This window comes from Priestia sp. SB1 (assembly GCF_038898415.1).
The window spans coordinates 532,405-548,288 of the sequence record NZ_JBBJSS010000004.1; the positions used below are offsets into that span (position 1 = coordinate 532,405).

Below are 15,884 nucleotides of genomic sequence, written 5' to 3' on the forward strand. Positions count from 1 at the left end.
CGTTATAATCATTTCTTGTACGATGAAAGTTGATTAATTAGAAAACATTTATATATCGGCATTTTATTTACATTTGTTATACATACCTGCGCTGTGCGTATACTCATGTTGTCTTAAACCTTTGAGTGTTAAAAGGGAGCTCAAAATTTAGCTGCAGATAGCACGCCCTTCTTGGGACGCTAAACCCGGCTATGAGGGCACCCACCTAGTAGATCTGGGTATTTAAGACACTTAGGGTTACGGCAGTGCGGGCTTATTTTTTAGTTAGCTGTAGCTAGCTTTTTTTATTTTTTTATTTATTAGTTTACATAATTATTTTATTGTTAACTTATATTTTTTTTAGACATGTATGTTTTATTTATCTTCGATTGAGGAACATAAAAAGTAATAAAGGAGATGGATAAAATGAATGAACAAAAAATTGCTAAAAAAGTAAATGAAGTATTAGAAGGAAATCGTGTAGGAACATTAGCCACAGTTGTAAACAACAAACCCCACTCTCGCTATATGACATTTTTCAGCGATGAAGATGGTATCGCTCTTTACACACCAACAAATATCAATACACATAAGGCAGAAGAAATCGAAGCCAATCCGAACGTGCACGTACTATTGGGCTACAGCGGCGAAGGATATGGCGATCAATACTTAGAATTATCCGGGACAGCTGTTCTTCGTACCGGTGATCAATTAAAAGGACGTATATGGAACGATCACATGAAAGAATGGTTTGACGGTCCAAATGACCCTGAGTATGTTGTTCTGGAAATTACACCAAACGAAATTCGCTTTATGAATGAAGGCGAAGAAACTCCTCAAACCGTTCAGCTATAATAAAAAAGCGCACACTGTGCGCTTTTTTTATTTTCCTACCGCTTCTTTCAATTGAGCTGCTTTTTCTTTTGGAGACGCTGCTAAGCTAATCGCGGTAATAATAGAAACACCATCTGCACCTGCTTCTACTACTTGTTTGGCATTTTCAGGCGTGATGCCACCGATTCCTACAATTGGAAAGTCAATATTCTGGTTTCGCACTTCTTCAATTAATTTTGTACCTTGCACTGCTTTTGCGTCTTTTTTTGTAGAAGTAGGAAAAACAGGTCCCATTCCTACATAATCCGCCCCGTCTTTTATCGCTTGCTGCAGCTCTTGTAAATTATGAACAGAGACGCCCACAATTCCTTTTCCTATTTTTTCTCGAACAATATGAGCTTTTTCATCTTCTTGTCCAATATGAACGCCATCTGCTTGTAAGCGGATCGCTAAGTCAAGATCATCATTCACAACAAAAGGAACGCTGTGCTGCTGACAAATTTGCTGAAGTTCTTTCGCCAGCTGATATTTCGCTTCTCCTGTTAAGGCACCCTCGCCTTTTTCACGAAATTGAAACACGGTAACGCCGCCTTCAATTGCTTCTTTTAATACTTCTTTCGGATCTTTTTTACAGTTATTGCTGCCCATTATAAAATAAACTTTCAGCAGCTTTTTAATTTCTTCGTTTGTCATTTTCCCGCTCCTTTTAACGTTGATGTACTCTTGCATATGATTCAATATCCTGTCCAGATAAAAGATGAAGCTGATTTAACAGCTCAATTTGAAAGCTCCCCGGCCCTTCTTCACCTTTTTTCGCTGCGGCGATTTCACCTGCCACTCCGTAAAAACTTAAAGCAGCAACACTTGCCTCGACATATTCTTTTTCTACAGCCGCGAAAGCTCCTATAATTGATGTCAGCAGACATCCAGTACCCGTCACCTTCGTAAATAACGGGTGACCGTTGTCTACTGTATACGTTGTGTTTCCATCGGTGATCACATCTTGTTTCCCCGTAATAACAATCACTGTATCTAATTTGTTCGCTGCTTTCTCAGCAAGTTCAATGACGTCTCCTTGCCCTTCTAATGAATCAACGCCTTTAATGAGCCATGACTCGCCTACTACATTCGCAACTTCAGCAGCGTTACCGCGAATAACGGCAATATTTAATTCTTCTACAAGCTGACGTGCCACTTCTGTACGAAACGGTGTCGCTCCGGCTCCTACAGGATCGAAAATAACCGGCACGCCGTTTTCATTTGCTGATTTTCCTGCTATTCTCATCGCTTCTACTTCTTGAGCCGTCAGTGTACCCATATTTAAGACAAGCGCTCCGGCGATTCGAGCCATATCAGCCACTTCTTCCTTCGCATAAGCCATAACAGGTGACGCTCCTATGGCAAGCAGTCCATTTGCTGTAAAATTGGTTACCACAACATTCGTAATATTATGAACAAGCGGACTTGTATCTCTTACTTTTTCTAATTGAGCTGAAATTTTACTAATATCCATGTTCTCTCACTCTTTTCATTTAGTTTTAACACTGCAAAAAAAAGACAAAAAAGCACCTTGCATGCGCAAAGTGCTTTGGTATGTACTCACATTCCCTGCGCTGGCATTATCCAACAGGTTCAAATGGTCAACAGGCGCCCCTGTACTCTCAGCCTGCCCCGCGCAAGCTCCCATACTATTTATTACTACGTTTAAAGTTTACTATTAACTTTTTTTATTTGCAACCATTTCACTGTTTTGCCCATAAAATAAAGCTTCGTTATAGGCTGAGTGGTGTTGTAAATCTTACAGCTTTACTAAAAGCATCATTAAAAGACCTCCAGTAAACTACTGGAGGTCTTCTATCTCCTAAAAATTCTATTATTTCTCTTGAATCGCTTGATTTCTCACAGCTGTTTTTCGGTCCTTCCCTGCTCTTAAAGATAAAAGAAAACAAAGCAGCAGTACAAGTGCAGCTGATACGTACGGATAATTAACGTTTATATCAAAGAGAAAGCCTGCGACAACGGGTCCAATAATATTCCCAAGACTTGTATAAGCAGAATTTAGTCCGGCTACATACCCTTGGTCGTCTTGTGCCATCATCGACATTTGCGTGCTTATTGCCGGACGTAAAATATCTGTTGCTAAAAAGACGATAAATGTTACAACAATAATAAGCCAGTACGTGTGCACAAATAGCGTAAGTAAAATAAAAAGTCCCGTCATCATCAAGCAAAACGAAATGACTCTTTTTTCACCGAACTTATTTAAAATCCAGCCAAAAATCGTAACCTGCACAACAGCCCCTGCAATAGAGCCAAACGTAATAACAAACGCAATATCTTTTGGCGTAAAGCTAAATTTATGATCAACAAATAGTGAAAAGATCGTTTCATAATTGGATAATCCAAACGATGTCACAAAAACGATAATTAAACTTAAAAAATAAGGTTCTTTGTAGGAATTCATAAGCTGCAGTAGCAGCCGATCTTCTTTTGGATTCTCATTGTTTGAAACAGCATGATCTTGTACAGGACGAGACTCCGGCAAAACAAAAAGCGTAATCACTGCAGCCAAGCCTCCTGCTACTGCGGCCATGTAAAACGGCACGCGCATGCCGTATTCAGCTAAAAAGCCTCCAATACCGGGCCCGATAATAAATCCTGTTGTAATCGCTGCCGTCACATAGCCCATTCCTTTAGCGCGTTCTTTAGCAGACGTCACGTCCGCTGTATAGGCCATAACAGCAGGCATAATAAGCGCGGCCCCGACCCCACCTAGCATTCTGGATACAAATAATAAAAGAGGTGTACTCACTGAACCAAAGAACCATTCAGACAGGGCAAAAACAATCATTCCCGCTACAATAATTTTCTTTCTCCCTAACGAATCGGATAATCGCCCCGCTAAAGGCGAAAACAGAAATTGAGTTAGTGAAAACACCGCTACTAAAAGCCCCATCACGCTGCCGTTGATATGAAGCTCCGTCATATAGGTTGGCATAATTGGAATAACGAGACCGATTCCCGTAAAGATAATAAAAATATTTAGCATGAGCAGCAAAATCGCCGCTCGATTTCTTAACAATAATGACATATAAACCTCCTGATTACAAAAATACTGAACGTTCGGTCTATAAAAATACAAAATAATGAGGGATTACTCATTGCCACAATAAGCATCCCCGCTTATTTAAGAAGACCTTGCTATAATTCCGTTTAAAAATACATCGATTGCTGAATGGTAAAGCTGCAGGGCATTTTCCGTACTCGTTTTTCGAGACATGCGGCTCATTCCAACAAACAGCCCTTCTAAAATTACTGCAAGCTGCTCTGCATTTTTATGAGAAAACTCGCCTTCATCGATGCCCTGTTGCAAAAGTTCCCGGTTAAACTCCACGTGTCGTTTCACCATCTCATCAATTCGCTCTTCGATGTCGCTGCCCTTTTCCTCGTTGTTAAAAAACTCATCGGCAGCTTTCGTAAGAGGATGATTCAAATCATCTAAAATGATTTGCTCCGCTATTCCAAAAAGCTTATCTCTTGTTGTTTTGTAAAGAGACTCTCTTTCTTTCCAGTTTCGTTCCCACTCAAGATCCCATTCGTCTATTAAATAAAGAAAAAGCCCTTCTTTACTTTTAAAGTGATAATAAATATTCCCTTTACTGCTTCCCGTAGCTTCTACAATTTCTTCAATAGATGTAGCTTTATAGCCTTTTTGAGAAAACAATGCTTTAGCGGCATCTGCCACTTTTCTTTTGGTTTGTTCACTTTGAAGCTTTTTTTTATTCAAGCTATTTCCACCGCCCCGTACATTTATTATTTATACTGAACATTCGTTTTGTATTATCTGACACCTATACTACATAGGAAAAACCTTTTTGTCTAGTGAGAAAACCTAGTTTATACCTTTTTATATGAATCATTACCAAAACAAAGCCTCCTAAAAAGGCTTTGCCTAAAAAGCTTACTTGCTAACAGGATAAATGACCGCTGCTTGCCCGCACAGTTTGCATACAAATAAACAAATCATCTGCGCCTTCTTTCCTGTCTTTTACTCATTCAATTTCTTTGTCATAAACACACTGTATGGATCTTCTTTGTAGGTAGAAAACGGTTCGCACTCGTAAAATCCAAAACTGGCGTATAGCTTTCTAGCCGGTTCAAAAGCGGGTGCGGATCCTGTTTCTAAGCTTAAGCGTCGGTACCCTCGTTTTTGCGCTTCATTTATTATGTACTGCAGCAGCTCTCTAGCAATTCCTTTCCGTAAATGAGCGGTAGCTGTTCGCATCGATTTAATTTCTCCGTGGTGCTCATCTAACTCTTTTACAGCTCCGCACCCTGCTAGCTGACTTCCTTCCCACACGCTCCAAAACGTAATATGACGTTGTTTTAAACTTTCAATATCTAGAGCATGAATACTTTCAGGGGGGGAATGTAAGTTCATTCCTTGAAGGTGAGAACTTACTAGCTCAATAACTTCATTGTTCGTTAAGTGGTCTCTTTTTATTTTAATCATCTTCTCTTCCTTCCTGCTACTAAAGGGTGGTCAACTACAAACCGACTTATGAATACATTCACTGTCGACCTTTAAAAATCCTTTTATACACTCCCTTCTTTTTCTCCAGTTATTAAAACAGACTTTGCCAAGCAGATGTTTCATACATTGTTAAACGGAGGTGAAATTCGTTGAAGAAAGTTTTATTTTGTCTTGTCCCTCTTTTGTTTTTATTATCCGCCTGCTTTAGTGATCCTGTTCAAGATGATTTAATCGATTATAACAATCAAGATTTAAAGAAAGCCGCTCAGCTTGAAAAAGAGGCGATTGACGCATACGATTCCGTTACAGGCGCTAACTACACAAGTGACGCTGTTATGTACGATACGATGACGAGTGAAGTCATTCCTACCTATCGTAAATTTGTTGACGAACTGGAAAACATCGATGTAGAAACCGACGATCTTCGAAAGGTTCATGAAGGCTATATAAAGGCTGCCAATACCCAGTATAATGCTTTTATTAAAATTGTCAGTGCTTTGGAAAAGCAGGACCGCAACCTTATTGCTGAGGCAAACGCTATGCTTGATGAAGCACGAAAAGGTATACGCGATTACAATGCAGCTATTAAAAAGCTGGCTAAAGAACATGATGTAAAAATTGAAGAACCAAAAACACAGCGCGAAAACAGCCTATAGTTTTGATGCAAAAAGAAGGTCTCTAAAAACAGTAAGAGACCTTCTTTCGTATGATGTTTCAATTTCTCCACGTTCGTTCAATAAATGAAGAAGAATATCAGGAAATATTGCTTAACGATGCATAATAAGAGGCAATAATGTCTTCATCTGAATGCGGAATTCCGTTTCCTTTTACAAGCTGAGCGCCGTTAATACAGCCGCTTGTAAGTAAAATAATATCATTCGCCTTTCCCAAAGAAAGCGACTTTAATACTCCTTCTGTTCGAGTAGGGGCGCGGTGAATATTACTTGCGCTCGGATTCGAAAAACCTGTCATCACTTGATCTACAATTACGTTGGGATCATGATAACCTGGGTGATCAACCGTTACGATAATTTCATCAGCTTTTCCTTCAATGGTACGCGCCATTTTAGGCATTTTATTAAAATCTCGAATGCCGATCCCTGCAATCATGACAATCAGCTGGTTATACTCCATCTTTTTTACTTCTTCTACCAAACGCGTAAGGGCAACGGGCGTATGGGCATAGTCTAAAATCACTTTTTGGTTATTAGGACCTTCTATCACCTGAAATCGCCCTTCTGGACTTTCCAATTGAGGAAGTACGCTAATAATATCTTCAATGTGGTATTCAAAGTGAACAGCTGTACCAATGGCCGCTAGCACGTTAGCAATGTTGTAATCACCATATACAGGCACTGCTACTTTGTATGACTGTCCTTTATAAAGTAAATCAAAGAAAGAGCCTCCTTCTTTGACGGTGATGTTTGTTGCTTGCAGAGTTGCCTCCTTGTTATTTAATAAACTATACGTGACTTTAGGTCCTTCAAATACCCTGCTTAAGTCTTTGCCCATGTCCTGATCATCTATATTAATAACGGCATGTTTGGCCTGTTGAAATAATTTCATCTTACATTTTTTATAGTGCTCAAACGTTTTATGATACTCTAAATGTTCTTCCGATAAGTTTGTATGAATGGCTACATCAAAATAAATATTTTCTACTCGCTGCTGATCAATCGCAATCGAAGATACTTCCATCACTGCCGCTTCATCACCTCTTGTATACAAATCATAAAAAATTTTATGCAAGTCTACCGACTCAGGTGTTGTAGGCGTACTCTTTTTATAAACTAACTTCTGCTTTGATGACCAAATGCCGGTCGTTCCAATCGATCCTGTTGGCAATTTTAAAAGAGTTAAAAGCGACCTTACGTAAGCTGCTACGGTTGTTTTGCCATTTGTACCTGTAACGCCAATTGTCTCAATTTTTTCATCCGTATAATCAAAATACATTTTAGAAAAAGACGCCATTACTTTGCGAACGTCGTCAACAGCTAAAAACGTACAGTGAGAATACTGAGTGCTCAAAAGACGAAGCTCCTCGATGCTTGTCCCAAAGACTGCTACGGCTCCTCTAGCTATAGCTTCTTTAATATATTGATGTCCATCTTCATTTTCACCTTTTATACTAAAAAATACGGATCCGTCGTGAACTTGTTTTGAATGATATGTGAGATGGGTGATTGTTTGAGATGCAGGCCCAAAAATATGTTTAATTGATAAATTCGTTAATGTATCAAAGTGGATGTTCATAGCTATTCCTCACAGTGTATAAATTTTATTTTTAATATGTTCTAAAATCCCTTAAATACTCTTTGAAGGATATTTTTTCTTTATCTCCATTTATAAAGAGCTTTCTACAATTCAATCTTTTTATTTTGCTTTCATGTGTAGAACGAAAATAAAGAAAAGACGGATCACTATTTTTAAAAACTAAAAGCATGTAAAATATGGATGAACTGTGTATATCATACCAGCAACAAAAGCAAAGTATTGTAGTAAAATATTCCCCCTACACGTGCAAAACGAAACCCTTCTTTAAAATAATTTCATAGAGTAAGTTGAATCATGATAAATACTTGAACGTGGGTAAGAAAGACTGCTGTATGAATCAGTCCCTCCCTTTGCAAAATAAAAAAGAAAACATCATAATAAAAGATGCGCAATAACAGCGTGAATGACTTTGCTTTGAAAGGATGGACTACAGCAAATGACGCGTTCTCTTTTAGCGATTGAACCACTTCCTCTTTCGTTTTATCAACAGCCTACGCTTGAACTAGCCCAGTCGCTGTTAGGATGTCTTCTTGTTCACGAAACGGCAGAAGGAGCTGCATCTGGTTTTATTGTGGAAACAGAGGCTTATAAAGGGCCTTTCGACCGAGCAGCTCATAGCTTTAATAACCGGCGCACAAAAAGAACAGAGGTAATGTTCGGTCCTCCTGGTCATGCCTATACGCATACAATGCATACACATTGTTTACTCAATGTTGTAAGCAGCGACATCGATTGTCCAGAAGGCGTCCTCATTCGAGCTATTGAGCCATTTAGCGGAAAAGATTTGATGAAAACTAGACGTCGAGGGATGGAAAATGAAATAAATTGGACAAACGGTCCTGGGAAACTAACAAAAGCACTAGGGGTTTCAATGGATTTGTACGGTCATGATTTAACCACCCCTCCTCTTTATATTGCTCGTGGCTTCACTCCTTCAGCGATTTCCGCCGGACCTCGCGTTGGCATTGATAATTCTGGTGAAGCGAAGGATTACCCTTGGCGCTTTTGGGTTACCAATCACCCGTTTGTATCGAAATTCAGGTGAACAAAAGGCAAATAATTTATCAACGAAAATAAAAGAAGCACCTCTTTTTAGAGATGCTTCTTTTTACTTACGCCCACCACATTTGTGAGGGAGTTTCTTCAATTAATACACTTTGTAAGTTTGTAACCGCGCGTTTAAATCCTTCTTCAATCGACATGATTGGATCTTCATGCTCAATGCTGACTACATAATCGTATCCGTATGTGCGAAGGGCACTCATCATATCAGACCACTCTTTTACATCATGTCCGCATCCTACGGATCTAAACGTCCATGCACGCGTTTGGACTTCTCCGTATGGCTGCATATCCGTCAGTCCATACATGTTAATATTATCCTGGTCCAAGTACGTATCCTTTGCATGGAAATGATGAATCGCATTTTCTTTTGCTAAAATTTTAATAGCTCCTACCGGATCAATTCCTTGCCACCATAAATGACTTGGATCAAGGTTAGCGCCAATCGCTGGACTTGTTTTTTCGCGAAGCTTTAGGAGCGTATACGGAGTATGAACTAAAAATCCACCGTGAAGTTCTAAACCAATTTTTACGTTATGCTCCTCCGCTAGTTCTCCAATTTCTTTCCAATAAGGAACAAGCTTATTTTCCCACTGCCAATTCAATACGTCTCCATACTCGTTAGGCCAAGGAGTAACAGGCCAGTTTGGGTACTTCGCTTCTTCGTGATCTCCTGCTGTTCCAGAAAAGCAGTTAACCACTGGAACATCTACTAATGATGCTAGTTGGATGGTCTTGCGAAGCGTTTCGTCAGATTCTTTTGCAAAACTTGCCTCAGGTGAAATAGGATTGCCGTGGCAGCTAAATGCGCTGATTGTAAGTCCGCGGTCTTTTATCTGCTTCATATATGCTTTTCTTTTTTCTTCATCTTCAAGCAGCTCATCTAGCGGACAATGGCTGTTTCCCGGATAGCCTCCCGTTCCGATTTCAACAGTATGAAGACCTGCTGATTTTACTTTATCTAACATCTCTTCAAAAGAAAGATCCGCAAATAAGACCGTGAATACTCCAAGTTTCATTTTAATTTCCCCCTGTGCGATATATTTCATCAATAATAGCTGAGACTTGAAGCGCTTCTTGTGGCTTTACTACTAATTCAGCATTTCCTTTACACGCTTCAACGAAATTTTTAGCCTGACTTAAGCTGTAATCATCTTCTCCATCTATCCAAGGTGAAGTACTGTTCATGAGCATACCGTTTTTGGACGTGTATAGTTCAAACGGAAACACGCTTAAACCGCCCTCTACCCCTGATATGCTTACGTGCTCTTCATCATCTTCGATATTAGCAGCCCAAGAAGTTTCTAAAAGAAGCGAAGCTCCATTTTCAAATTTAATATAGGCCGTTACATGATCATCCACACCGAATGTTTCATGATCAAATGCTCCCCATTGATTTAATTGGTTAGGCGTTTTACTCAGGTCATTATATGTACTTCCCAGTACTTCAGTATGCTTTGGGTTTCCCATTAGCCAAAGCGTTAAATCAAGCAAATGGCAGCCGTAATCAATTAAGCTGCCTCCTCCTTGAAGATCTTTGTTCGTAAATACTCCCCAACCGGGAACCTTACGGCGACGCATTGCTCTGACACGTGCAACTAATGGACGCCCTACCTCTGTCATCATTTTTTTCGCAGCCTGCGCTTCTTTCATGAATCGGTAGTGATACGCAATCGCTAACTGCTTACCTGATTCTCTAGCAGCAGCAAGCATTTCTTCACCTTGCTCTTTAGACATCGCCATCGGCTTTTCACATAGAACGTGAACGCCTGCTTTTAGCGCTTCTACTGCAAACTCGGCGTGAAATTTATTCGGTGTACAAATACATACAGCATCCACTTCTTTAAACATATCTTTGTAATCAACAAATACGTGAGGGATATTATGTTCATTGGCTACCTCTGTGGCTCTTTCACTATTAATATCGCTAAGCCCCCAAATCACACATTCATCACCCAGTTGTTTGAATGCTGGGATATGCCTGCTTACAGCAATCCCTCCTGCTCCGATTATGCCAATTCTCACGTTTTTCACCTCTTACACGCGCGTAATTTGTTTCGTTTGACTTGATTTTAAAGCTGCTAAAATAACAGCAAGTGATTTTAATCCTTCTTCACCAGGAACCGGAGATTCTTTATCTTCTGCAACTGCATCTACAAATTGTTCAATGACGTGAGAATTACTTTGTCCGCCTTCATCGTTCGACTGGATTTTTCCTAATTCATAGTTCACCACTTCACCCGTTGCATATTGTGCAACTAATGAATACGTCGGATCGTCCTCTAAACGAAGAATCCCTTTCTCGCCGTAAACAATCGTGGAGTTATCTTCTTTTCCATTGTAAGCCCAGCTTGCCGCAAGCGTCCCGATAATCCCGCTTTCCGTTTTTAATACGCACACAGCATTGTCGTCTACATTTGCAAAGTCTTTTGCATTGCTTTCCACGAATGCACCGACTTCTACAATTTCTTCATTTAATATGTAGCGGAGCATATCGGTTTTATGAACGCCTAAATCCCCCATAGCACCAATAAACGCTTCGTCTTTTTTGAAGAACCAGCTTTCTTTTCCGTCCACGCTCCAGCCTTCAGGACCACCGTGGCCAAAAGCCGTACGGAAACTATAAATTTTACCGATTTCCCCTTTTTCAATAAGTTCACGAGCTTTTTGATGAGAAGCTACAAAGCGCTGATTATGTCCGATCATTAGTTTTTTACCGTTTGTTTTTGCTGCTTCAATCATCGCTTTCGCTTCTTCTTCTGATGTTGCCATCGGCTTTTCACACAGAACATGAACTCCGCTGTTTAACGCTGCAACCGAAATAGGCGCATGAAGATAATTGGGCGTACATACGCTCACTGCTTCCACTGTACCGCTTGCTAAAAGTTCTTCATAGTTTGTGTACGCTTTTACACCGTACTGCTGTGCTACGCTGTTTGCACGTTCTGTGTTTATATCGCAAACGGCTACTAATTCTACTTGTTCATTCATCTTATATTCTGGTAAGTGACGGTGTTGCGCAATGCTTCCGCACCCAATAACGCCAATTTTTACTTTTGCCATCTTTCCTATCCCCTTTGCTTAAGCATTATTCATTAGTTTTTAACAGCGATTGATTCAAGCGGTTGCGCATTGCCGTAAACAGGACGTTTTCTCTCTGCTGGCTTCGCCCATTTAATAGCATTCATAATGACACGCTGAATGTCTTTGTTATGGTATGTTGGATATGTTTCATGTCCAGGTCTGAAATAAAATACTTTTCCGTTTCCGCGTTTGTACGTGCAGCCGCTTCTGAAAATTTCTCCGCCTTCAAACCAGCTCGTGAAAATCAGTTCATCGGGTGCTGGAATATCAAAGTGCTCTCCGTACATTTCTTCACGCTCAAGCTCGATAAATTCACCAATACCTTCCACAATCGGATGGCTCGGTTCTACTACCCACAAGCGCTCTTTTTCATCTGCTTCACGCCATTTTAAGTCGCAGCTTGTGCCCATTAACGTTTTAAAGATCTTGGAAAAGTGACCCGAGTGTAAGACAATAAGCCCCATACCGTCTAGCACGCGCTGCTTTACTTTCTCAACGATGTCATCTTTTACTTCGTCATGCGCTAAGTGACCCCACCATACTAAAACATCCGTTTGATTTAATACTTCTTCAGTCAACCCGTGTTCTACTTCGTCTAATGTTGCTGTGTGCGTACGAAATCCTCCTTCTTCTAAGAAAGAAGCGATGGCACCGTGAATGCCTTCAGAGTAAATTTCTCTTACAACCGGATTTTTCTGTTCATGACGATTTTCGTTCCATACTGTAACATTAATCATTTTCATATCCCCTTTTTTTGTGAATGCTAACTTATATCCCCTTTTTTTATCAATGCTAAACTTTGGTTAACCGGTTAACTTACTGTGGTTCACTCGCGCTTAGCAGTCGAATCTCGAATAACAAGTTCAACCGATAATTTTACATGCTGCAGCGTGCTGAAACGGCGTTCGATTGCTTGAATAACAGACGTCGCGGCGACGACTCCTTTGTTAAATACATCTTGACGAATGGTTGTTAGACTTGGAGATGCATAGCTGCTAAACGTGATGTCGTCAAACCCTACGATTGAATAGTCCTGCGGAATTCTTTTCCCCTTTTCTTGCAGTGCTTTCATAATTCCAAGCGCCAGCGTATCAGAAGATGCAAAAACCGCCCGAATATCCTTATGATCTTGCAACAGCTTGTTTCCTAAATTGTAACCGTTATCAAATGAGCTTTCGTTCACTTCAAAAACAAACGTCTTTGATGGTGTAATGCCCGCTTCTTTTAATGCTTTCTCGTAGCCTATATACCTCTTTTTATCCACTGGACTATTGACGAGGTGATGAGCAACAAAGGCAATTTCTTTATGCCCCAAACTCACTAAATGTGTTGTAGCGAGATATCCTCCATACTCATCGTCTACAGAAATATGATGATAATCACGTTCGTACCTTTCGTATGTATCAACTAGCACAATCGGATTCGATAACGCTTTCATTTTCTCATACAATCGATGCGGGAAGGCTCCTAAAAACAGAAGACCATCAATATTTCTCGTTCGAATCCATTTTAGGCAATCAGCTGGGCTACTCACTCCAGATATGACTAGATCATAACCATGCTTACGGATTACATATTCAATTCCACTAATCATTTCACTGTAATAATGGTTATCTTTAAATATAGTAGAAAGTGAATCATCTGTAAGCGGGAACATCACGCCAATCATATTTGACTTTTGTTTCGAAAGACTAACGGCGGTTAAATTTGGTTCGTAGTTTAATTCTTTTACCGCTGTTAAAATTCGCTCTTTTGTTTCATCGGATACTTTGTTAATTCCGTTCAAGACGTAAGATACTGAAGCTGCAGACACCCCTGCATGCTTTGCTACATCACGAATCGTTATCTTTTCTCCCATAAAATCTCTCCAGTTAAACGGTTAACTATTTACTCGTTCATTATAATTCACTCCTTTATTATCAGTCAACGTATTTTTCAAATTATCTGTTAACTATTATAATATCTTCCTAGATTGGTATGTTTTAAGCAGTGACAAGATGTATTGACACCTGTTAATCTTTGAAACGTACATATAAAGTTCGGTGCACAGCACGCACCGATCCGTGATAAAAGGGGCGTTCAAAAGGATTTCAGGAGGTACTTACTTTATGTTTAAGAAACTAGCAATTATTGGAGCACTAGCCGTTCCTATGTTCGGCATGAGTCACGGGGCAAATGCCGCTGAAACAACCCATCGCGTAAAAGCCGGAGAGACTCTTTACAAGATTGGCGCTGAATACGGCGTTACGGTTAAACAGTTAAAAGAAGCGAATCACAAATCTACCGACTCTATTAATGCAAATGAAACATTAAAAATCCCTAACTCTATTAGCGAAAGCGATAAAGAATTGTTAGCTCGCCTTGTACAAGCTGAAGCAAAAGGTGAACCTTACGCTGGCAAAGTGGCTGTAGCAACAGTCGTTTTAAACCGCGTGGATAGCGATTCTTTCCCAAACTCTATTCATGATGTCATTTATCAAGGTACACAGTTTACACCTGTACAAAACGGTGAAATTAATAAAGCAGCGGATGCTGAAGCAAAAAAAGCTGTAAATGAAGCACTAGCGTTTAGAGGTCAAGGAAAAGGTTCGTTATTCTTCTTTAACCCAGATAAAACAAGCGATCAATGGCTTCGTCAAAAACAGGTTACGATTACAATCGGAAATCACGTTTTTGCAAAATAAACAAAAAAGCACTCAGATGAGTGCTTTTTTTAATATGCAACAAGTAAGCTTAATAGAACAGCTATAATAATAATAGGTAATACGTATTTAACTAGAAAGAACCATGCGTTGAATAATTTAGCGCCTTTTGTACTTCCTGAAATAAACTCTTCATACACGGCTTCTTTTTTCATTTTAAATGTCACAAAAATCGCAATGGCTAAACTTCCAAGAGGCAGCATTAAATTGCTCACAAAAAAGTCAGCTACGTCAAATATACTTCTGCCAAAAAGTGAGACATGTTTTAGTACACCAAACGAAAGCGCTGACGGGATACCTACTACAAACACAAGAATCCCTGCTAAAGAAGCGTAGCGAGTTCGTTTTGTCTGATCGTCTTTAGTTAAAGCAGCTACGATAATTTCCAGCAGTGAAAAAGCAGACGTAAGCGTAGCAAATAGAAATAAAATTAAAAACAGTGCTAAAAAGACGGTGCCAAACGGCATTTTCTCAAATACTGTTGGCAAGACCACAAACAAAAGTCCAGGTCCTTCGGTTGGCTTTAATCCGAATGAAAAAACAGCTGGAAAAATAGCCAAGCCTGCAAGCAGCGAAACAAACAAGTTCAAAATAGCAATGGTGCCCGCTGAACGCGTCAAGCTTACTTTTTTCCCTAAATAAGAGCTATATGTCACCATGCAGGATAATCCCACGCAAAGCGAGAAAAACGACTGACCGAGCGCGTAGAGAACAGATGACCCTGTAATGGCTGAAAAATCCGGTTTTAAAAAGAACTTTACTCCGTCCATAGCTCCGTCTAATGTTAAAGAGCGAACCACGATAATGATAAAACAGATAAATAACAGCGGCATCATGTATTTATTAGCACGCTCTATGCCTTTTTGTACGCCTTTTGAAATAACAAACACTGTAATTAATAAAAACAGCGCCTGTGCACCTAATACCACATAAGGTTGGCTAATGACGGCATTGAACAACGGACCGTACTCTTTTCCGCTTAGCATACCGGTTACGCTCATAATCGTATATAAAATCACCCAGCCGCCAACGACGCTGTAAAAGGAAAGCAAAACGACACAGCTGAGTACTCCCAGCCTGCCAATCCATACCCAAGCGGACTTTGGAGCAATTGCTTTATAAGCACTAATCGCTTCTTTTCCCGTATGTCTTCCAATGATAAATTCTGCCAACAGAAGCGGCAATCCAATAAAAATTGTAAATAAAATAAACAACGCAAAAAATGCTCCACCGCCACTGGTTCCGGTTACGTATGGAAATTTCCATATCGCTCCTAGACCAATTGCTGCCCCAGCAGATGCTAAAATAAAACCGAGGCGTGAAGACCACTGATTTCCTTTACTCATATAATGTTACTCTCTCCTCTTCTAAACTCAAAACTCACCTGATTAGTACTGTACCATAAATGCAGAAGA

The 15,884-nt window shown here is 39.9% G+C and carries 16 protein-coding genes, 1 other RNA gene and 1 riboswitch; of the genes, 5 read left to right on the forward strand and 12 right to left on the reverse strand.

The annotated features are described in order from the left end of the window. Positions 1-80 precede the first annotated feature (80 nt). A non-coding RNA gene (gene ssrS / locus WKH56_RS17870) (6S RNA) lies at positions 81-258 on the forward strand. A gap of 147 nt (positions 259-405) precedes the next feature. Beyond that, complete coding sequence (locus WKH56_RS17875; RefSeq protein WP_013082985.1) at positions 406-834, forward strand: pyridoxamine 5'-phosphate oxidase family protein; 429 nt, start codon at positions 406-408, stop codon at positions 832-834. 27 nt (positions 835-861) lie between these two features. Here the strand turns inward: WKH56_RS17875 and thiE are convergent, their stop codons facing one another. The 5 genes from thiE to WKH56_RS17900 all read right to left on the reverse strand — a co-directional run bounded on the left by thiE (position 862) and on the right by WKH56_RS17900 (position 5,323). Further along, positions 862-1,506, reverse strand: a complete 645-nt coding sequence (gene thiE, locus WKH56_RS17880) for a thiamine phosphate synthase (protein ID WP_168760689.1) — start codon at positions 1,504-1,506, stop codon at positions 862-864. Between the two features lie 13 nt (positions 1,507-1,519). Next, positions 1,520-2,326: a hydroxyethylthiazole kinase gene (gene thiM, locus WKH56_RS17885; RefSeq protein ID WP_048021146.1), complete on the reverse strand. Its 807-nt coding sequence runs from the start codon at positions 2,324-2,326 to the stop codon at positions 1,520-1,522. Between the two features lie 75 nt (positions 2,327-2,401). Next, a riboswitch (TPP riboswitch) is annotated at positions 2,402-2,510 on the reverse strand. Between the two features lie 176 nt (positions 2,511-2,686). After that, positions 2,687-3,904, reverse strand: coding sequence for an MFS transporter (locus WKH56_RS17890; RefSeq protein WP_048021147.1), 1,218 nt, complete (start codon positions 3,902-3,904; stop codon positions 2,687-2,689). Between the two features lie 96 nt (positions 3,905-4,000). Next, on the reverse strand, positions 4,001-4,600 hold the full coding sequence (locus WKH56_RS17895) for a TetR/AcrR family transcriptional regulator (RefSeq protein ID WP_028413510.1): 600 nt from the start codon (positions 4,598-4,600) through the stop codon (positions 4,001-4,003). A gap of 261 nt (positions 4,601-4,861) precedes the next feature. After that, positions 4,862-5,323 (reverse strand): GNAT family N-acetyltransferase, encoded by a 462-nt coding sequence (locus tag WKH56_RS17900; RefSeq protein ID WP_223546665.1) that lies wholly within the window; start codon positions 5,321-5,323, stop codon positions 4,862-4,864. Positions 5,324-5,496: 173 nt separating this feature from the next. On the opposite strand from WKH56_RS17900, the gene WKH56_RS17905 reads away from it, so the two are divergent. Next, complete coding sequence (locus WKH56_RS17905; RefSeq protein WP_013082979.1) at positions 5,497-6,003, forward strand: hypothetical protein; 507 nt, start codon at positions 5,497-5,499, stop codon at positions 6,001-6,003. A gap of 97 nt (positions 6,004-6,100) precedes the next feature. Here WKH56_RS17905 and WKH56_RS17910 read toward each other — a convergent pair whose 3' ends face one another. Then, a complete protein-coding gene (locus WKH56_RS17910; protein ID WP_168760688.1) occupies positions 6,101-7,600 on the reverse strand; it encodes a UDP-N-acetylmuramoyl-L-alanyl-D-glutamate--2,6-diaminopimelate ligase in 1,500 nt (499 codons plus the stop codon). Between the two features lie 457 nt (positions 7,601-8,057). Between WKH56_RS17910 and WKH56_RS17915 the strand changes: the two genes are divergently transcribed. Further along, positions 8,058-8,666 (forward strand): DNA-3-methyladenine glycosylase, encoded by a 609-nt coding sequence (locus WKH56_RS17915; RefSeq protein ID WP_028413513.1) that lies wholly within the window; start codon positions 8,058-8,060, stop codon positions 8,664-8,666. Positions 8,667-8,733: 67 nt separating this feature from the next. On the opposite strand, the gene WKH56_RS17920 is transcribed toward WKH56_RS17915, so the two are convergent. The 5 genes from WKH56_RS17920 to WKH56_RS17940 form a co-directional block, all read right to left on the reverse strand. Further along, the gene (locus WKH56_RS17920; protein WP_342836123.1) at positions 8,734-9,702 is read right to left on the reverse strand and encodes a sugar phosphate isomerase/epimerase family protein; all 969 of its coding nucleotides are present in this window, start codon (positions 9,700-9,702) and stop codon (positions 8,734-8,736) included. Between the two features lies 1 nt (position 9,703). Continuing rightward, positions 9,704-10,708, reverse strand: coding sequence for a Gfo/Idh/MocA family protein (locus WKH56_RS17925; RefSeq protein ID WP_033578852.1), 1,005 nt, complete (start codon positions 10,706-10,708; stop codon positions 9,704-9,706). A 12-nt stretch (positions 10,709-10,720) separates the two neighbouring features. Then, on the reverse strand, positions 10,721-11,746 hold the full coding sequence (locus WKH56_RS17930) for a Gfo/Idh/MocA family protein (protein WP_033578851.1): 1,026 nt from the start codon (positions 11,744-11,746) through the stop codon (positions 10,721-10,723). 32 nt (positions 11,747-11,778) lie between these two features. Beyond that, entirely contained in the window at positions 11,779-12,504 is a 726-nt protein-coding gene (locus tag WKH56_RS17935; protein ID WP_028413517.1) for a ThuA domain-containing protein, read from the reverse strand. A gap of 89 nt (positions 12,505-12,593) precedes the next feature. Next, positions 12,594-13,625 carry a LacI family DNA-binding transcriptional regulator gene (locus WKH56_RS17940; RefSeq protein ID WP_063248088.1) on the reverse strand — a complete coding sequence of 344 codons (1,032 nt, stop codon included), beginning with the start codon at positions 13,623-13,625 and terminating at the stop codon, positions 12,594-12,596. A 250-nt stretch (positions 13,626-13,875) separates the two neighbouring features. Here WKH56_RS17940 and WKH56_RS17945 point away from each other — a divergent pair, with 250 nt between their 5' ends. Continuing rightward, positions 13,876-14,451: a cell wall hydrolase gene (locus WKH56_RS17945; RefSeq protein ID WP_063248089.1), complete on the forward strand. Its 576-nt coding sequence runs from the start codon at positions 13,876-13,878 to the stop codon at positions 14,449-14,451. 29 nt (positions 14,452-14,480) lie between these two features. On the opposite strand, the gene WKH56_RS17950 is transcribed toward WKH56_RS17945, so the two are convergent. Next, positions 14,481-15,815: a sodium-dependent transporter gene (locus WKH56_RS17950; protein ID WP_028413519.1), complete on the reverse strand. Its 1,335-nt coding sequence runs from the start codon at positions 15,813-15,815 to the stop codon at positions 14,481-14,483. Positions 15,816-15,884: the final 69 nt, after the last annotated feature.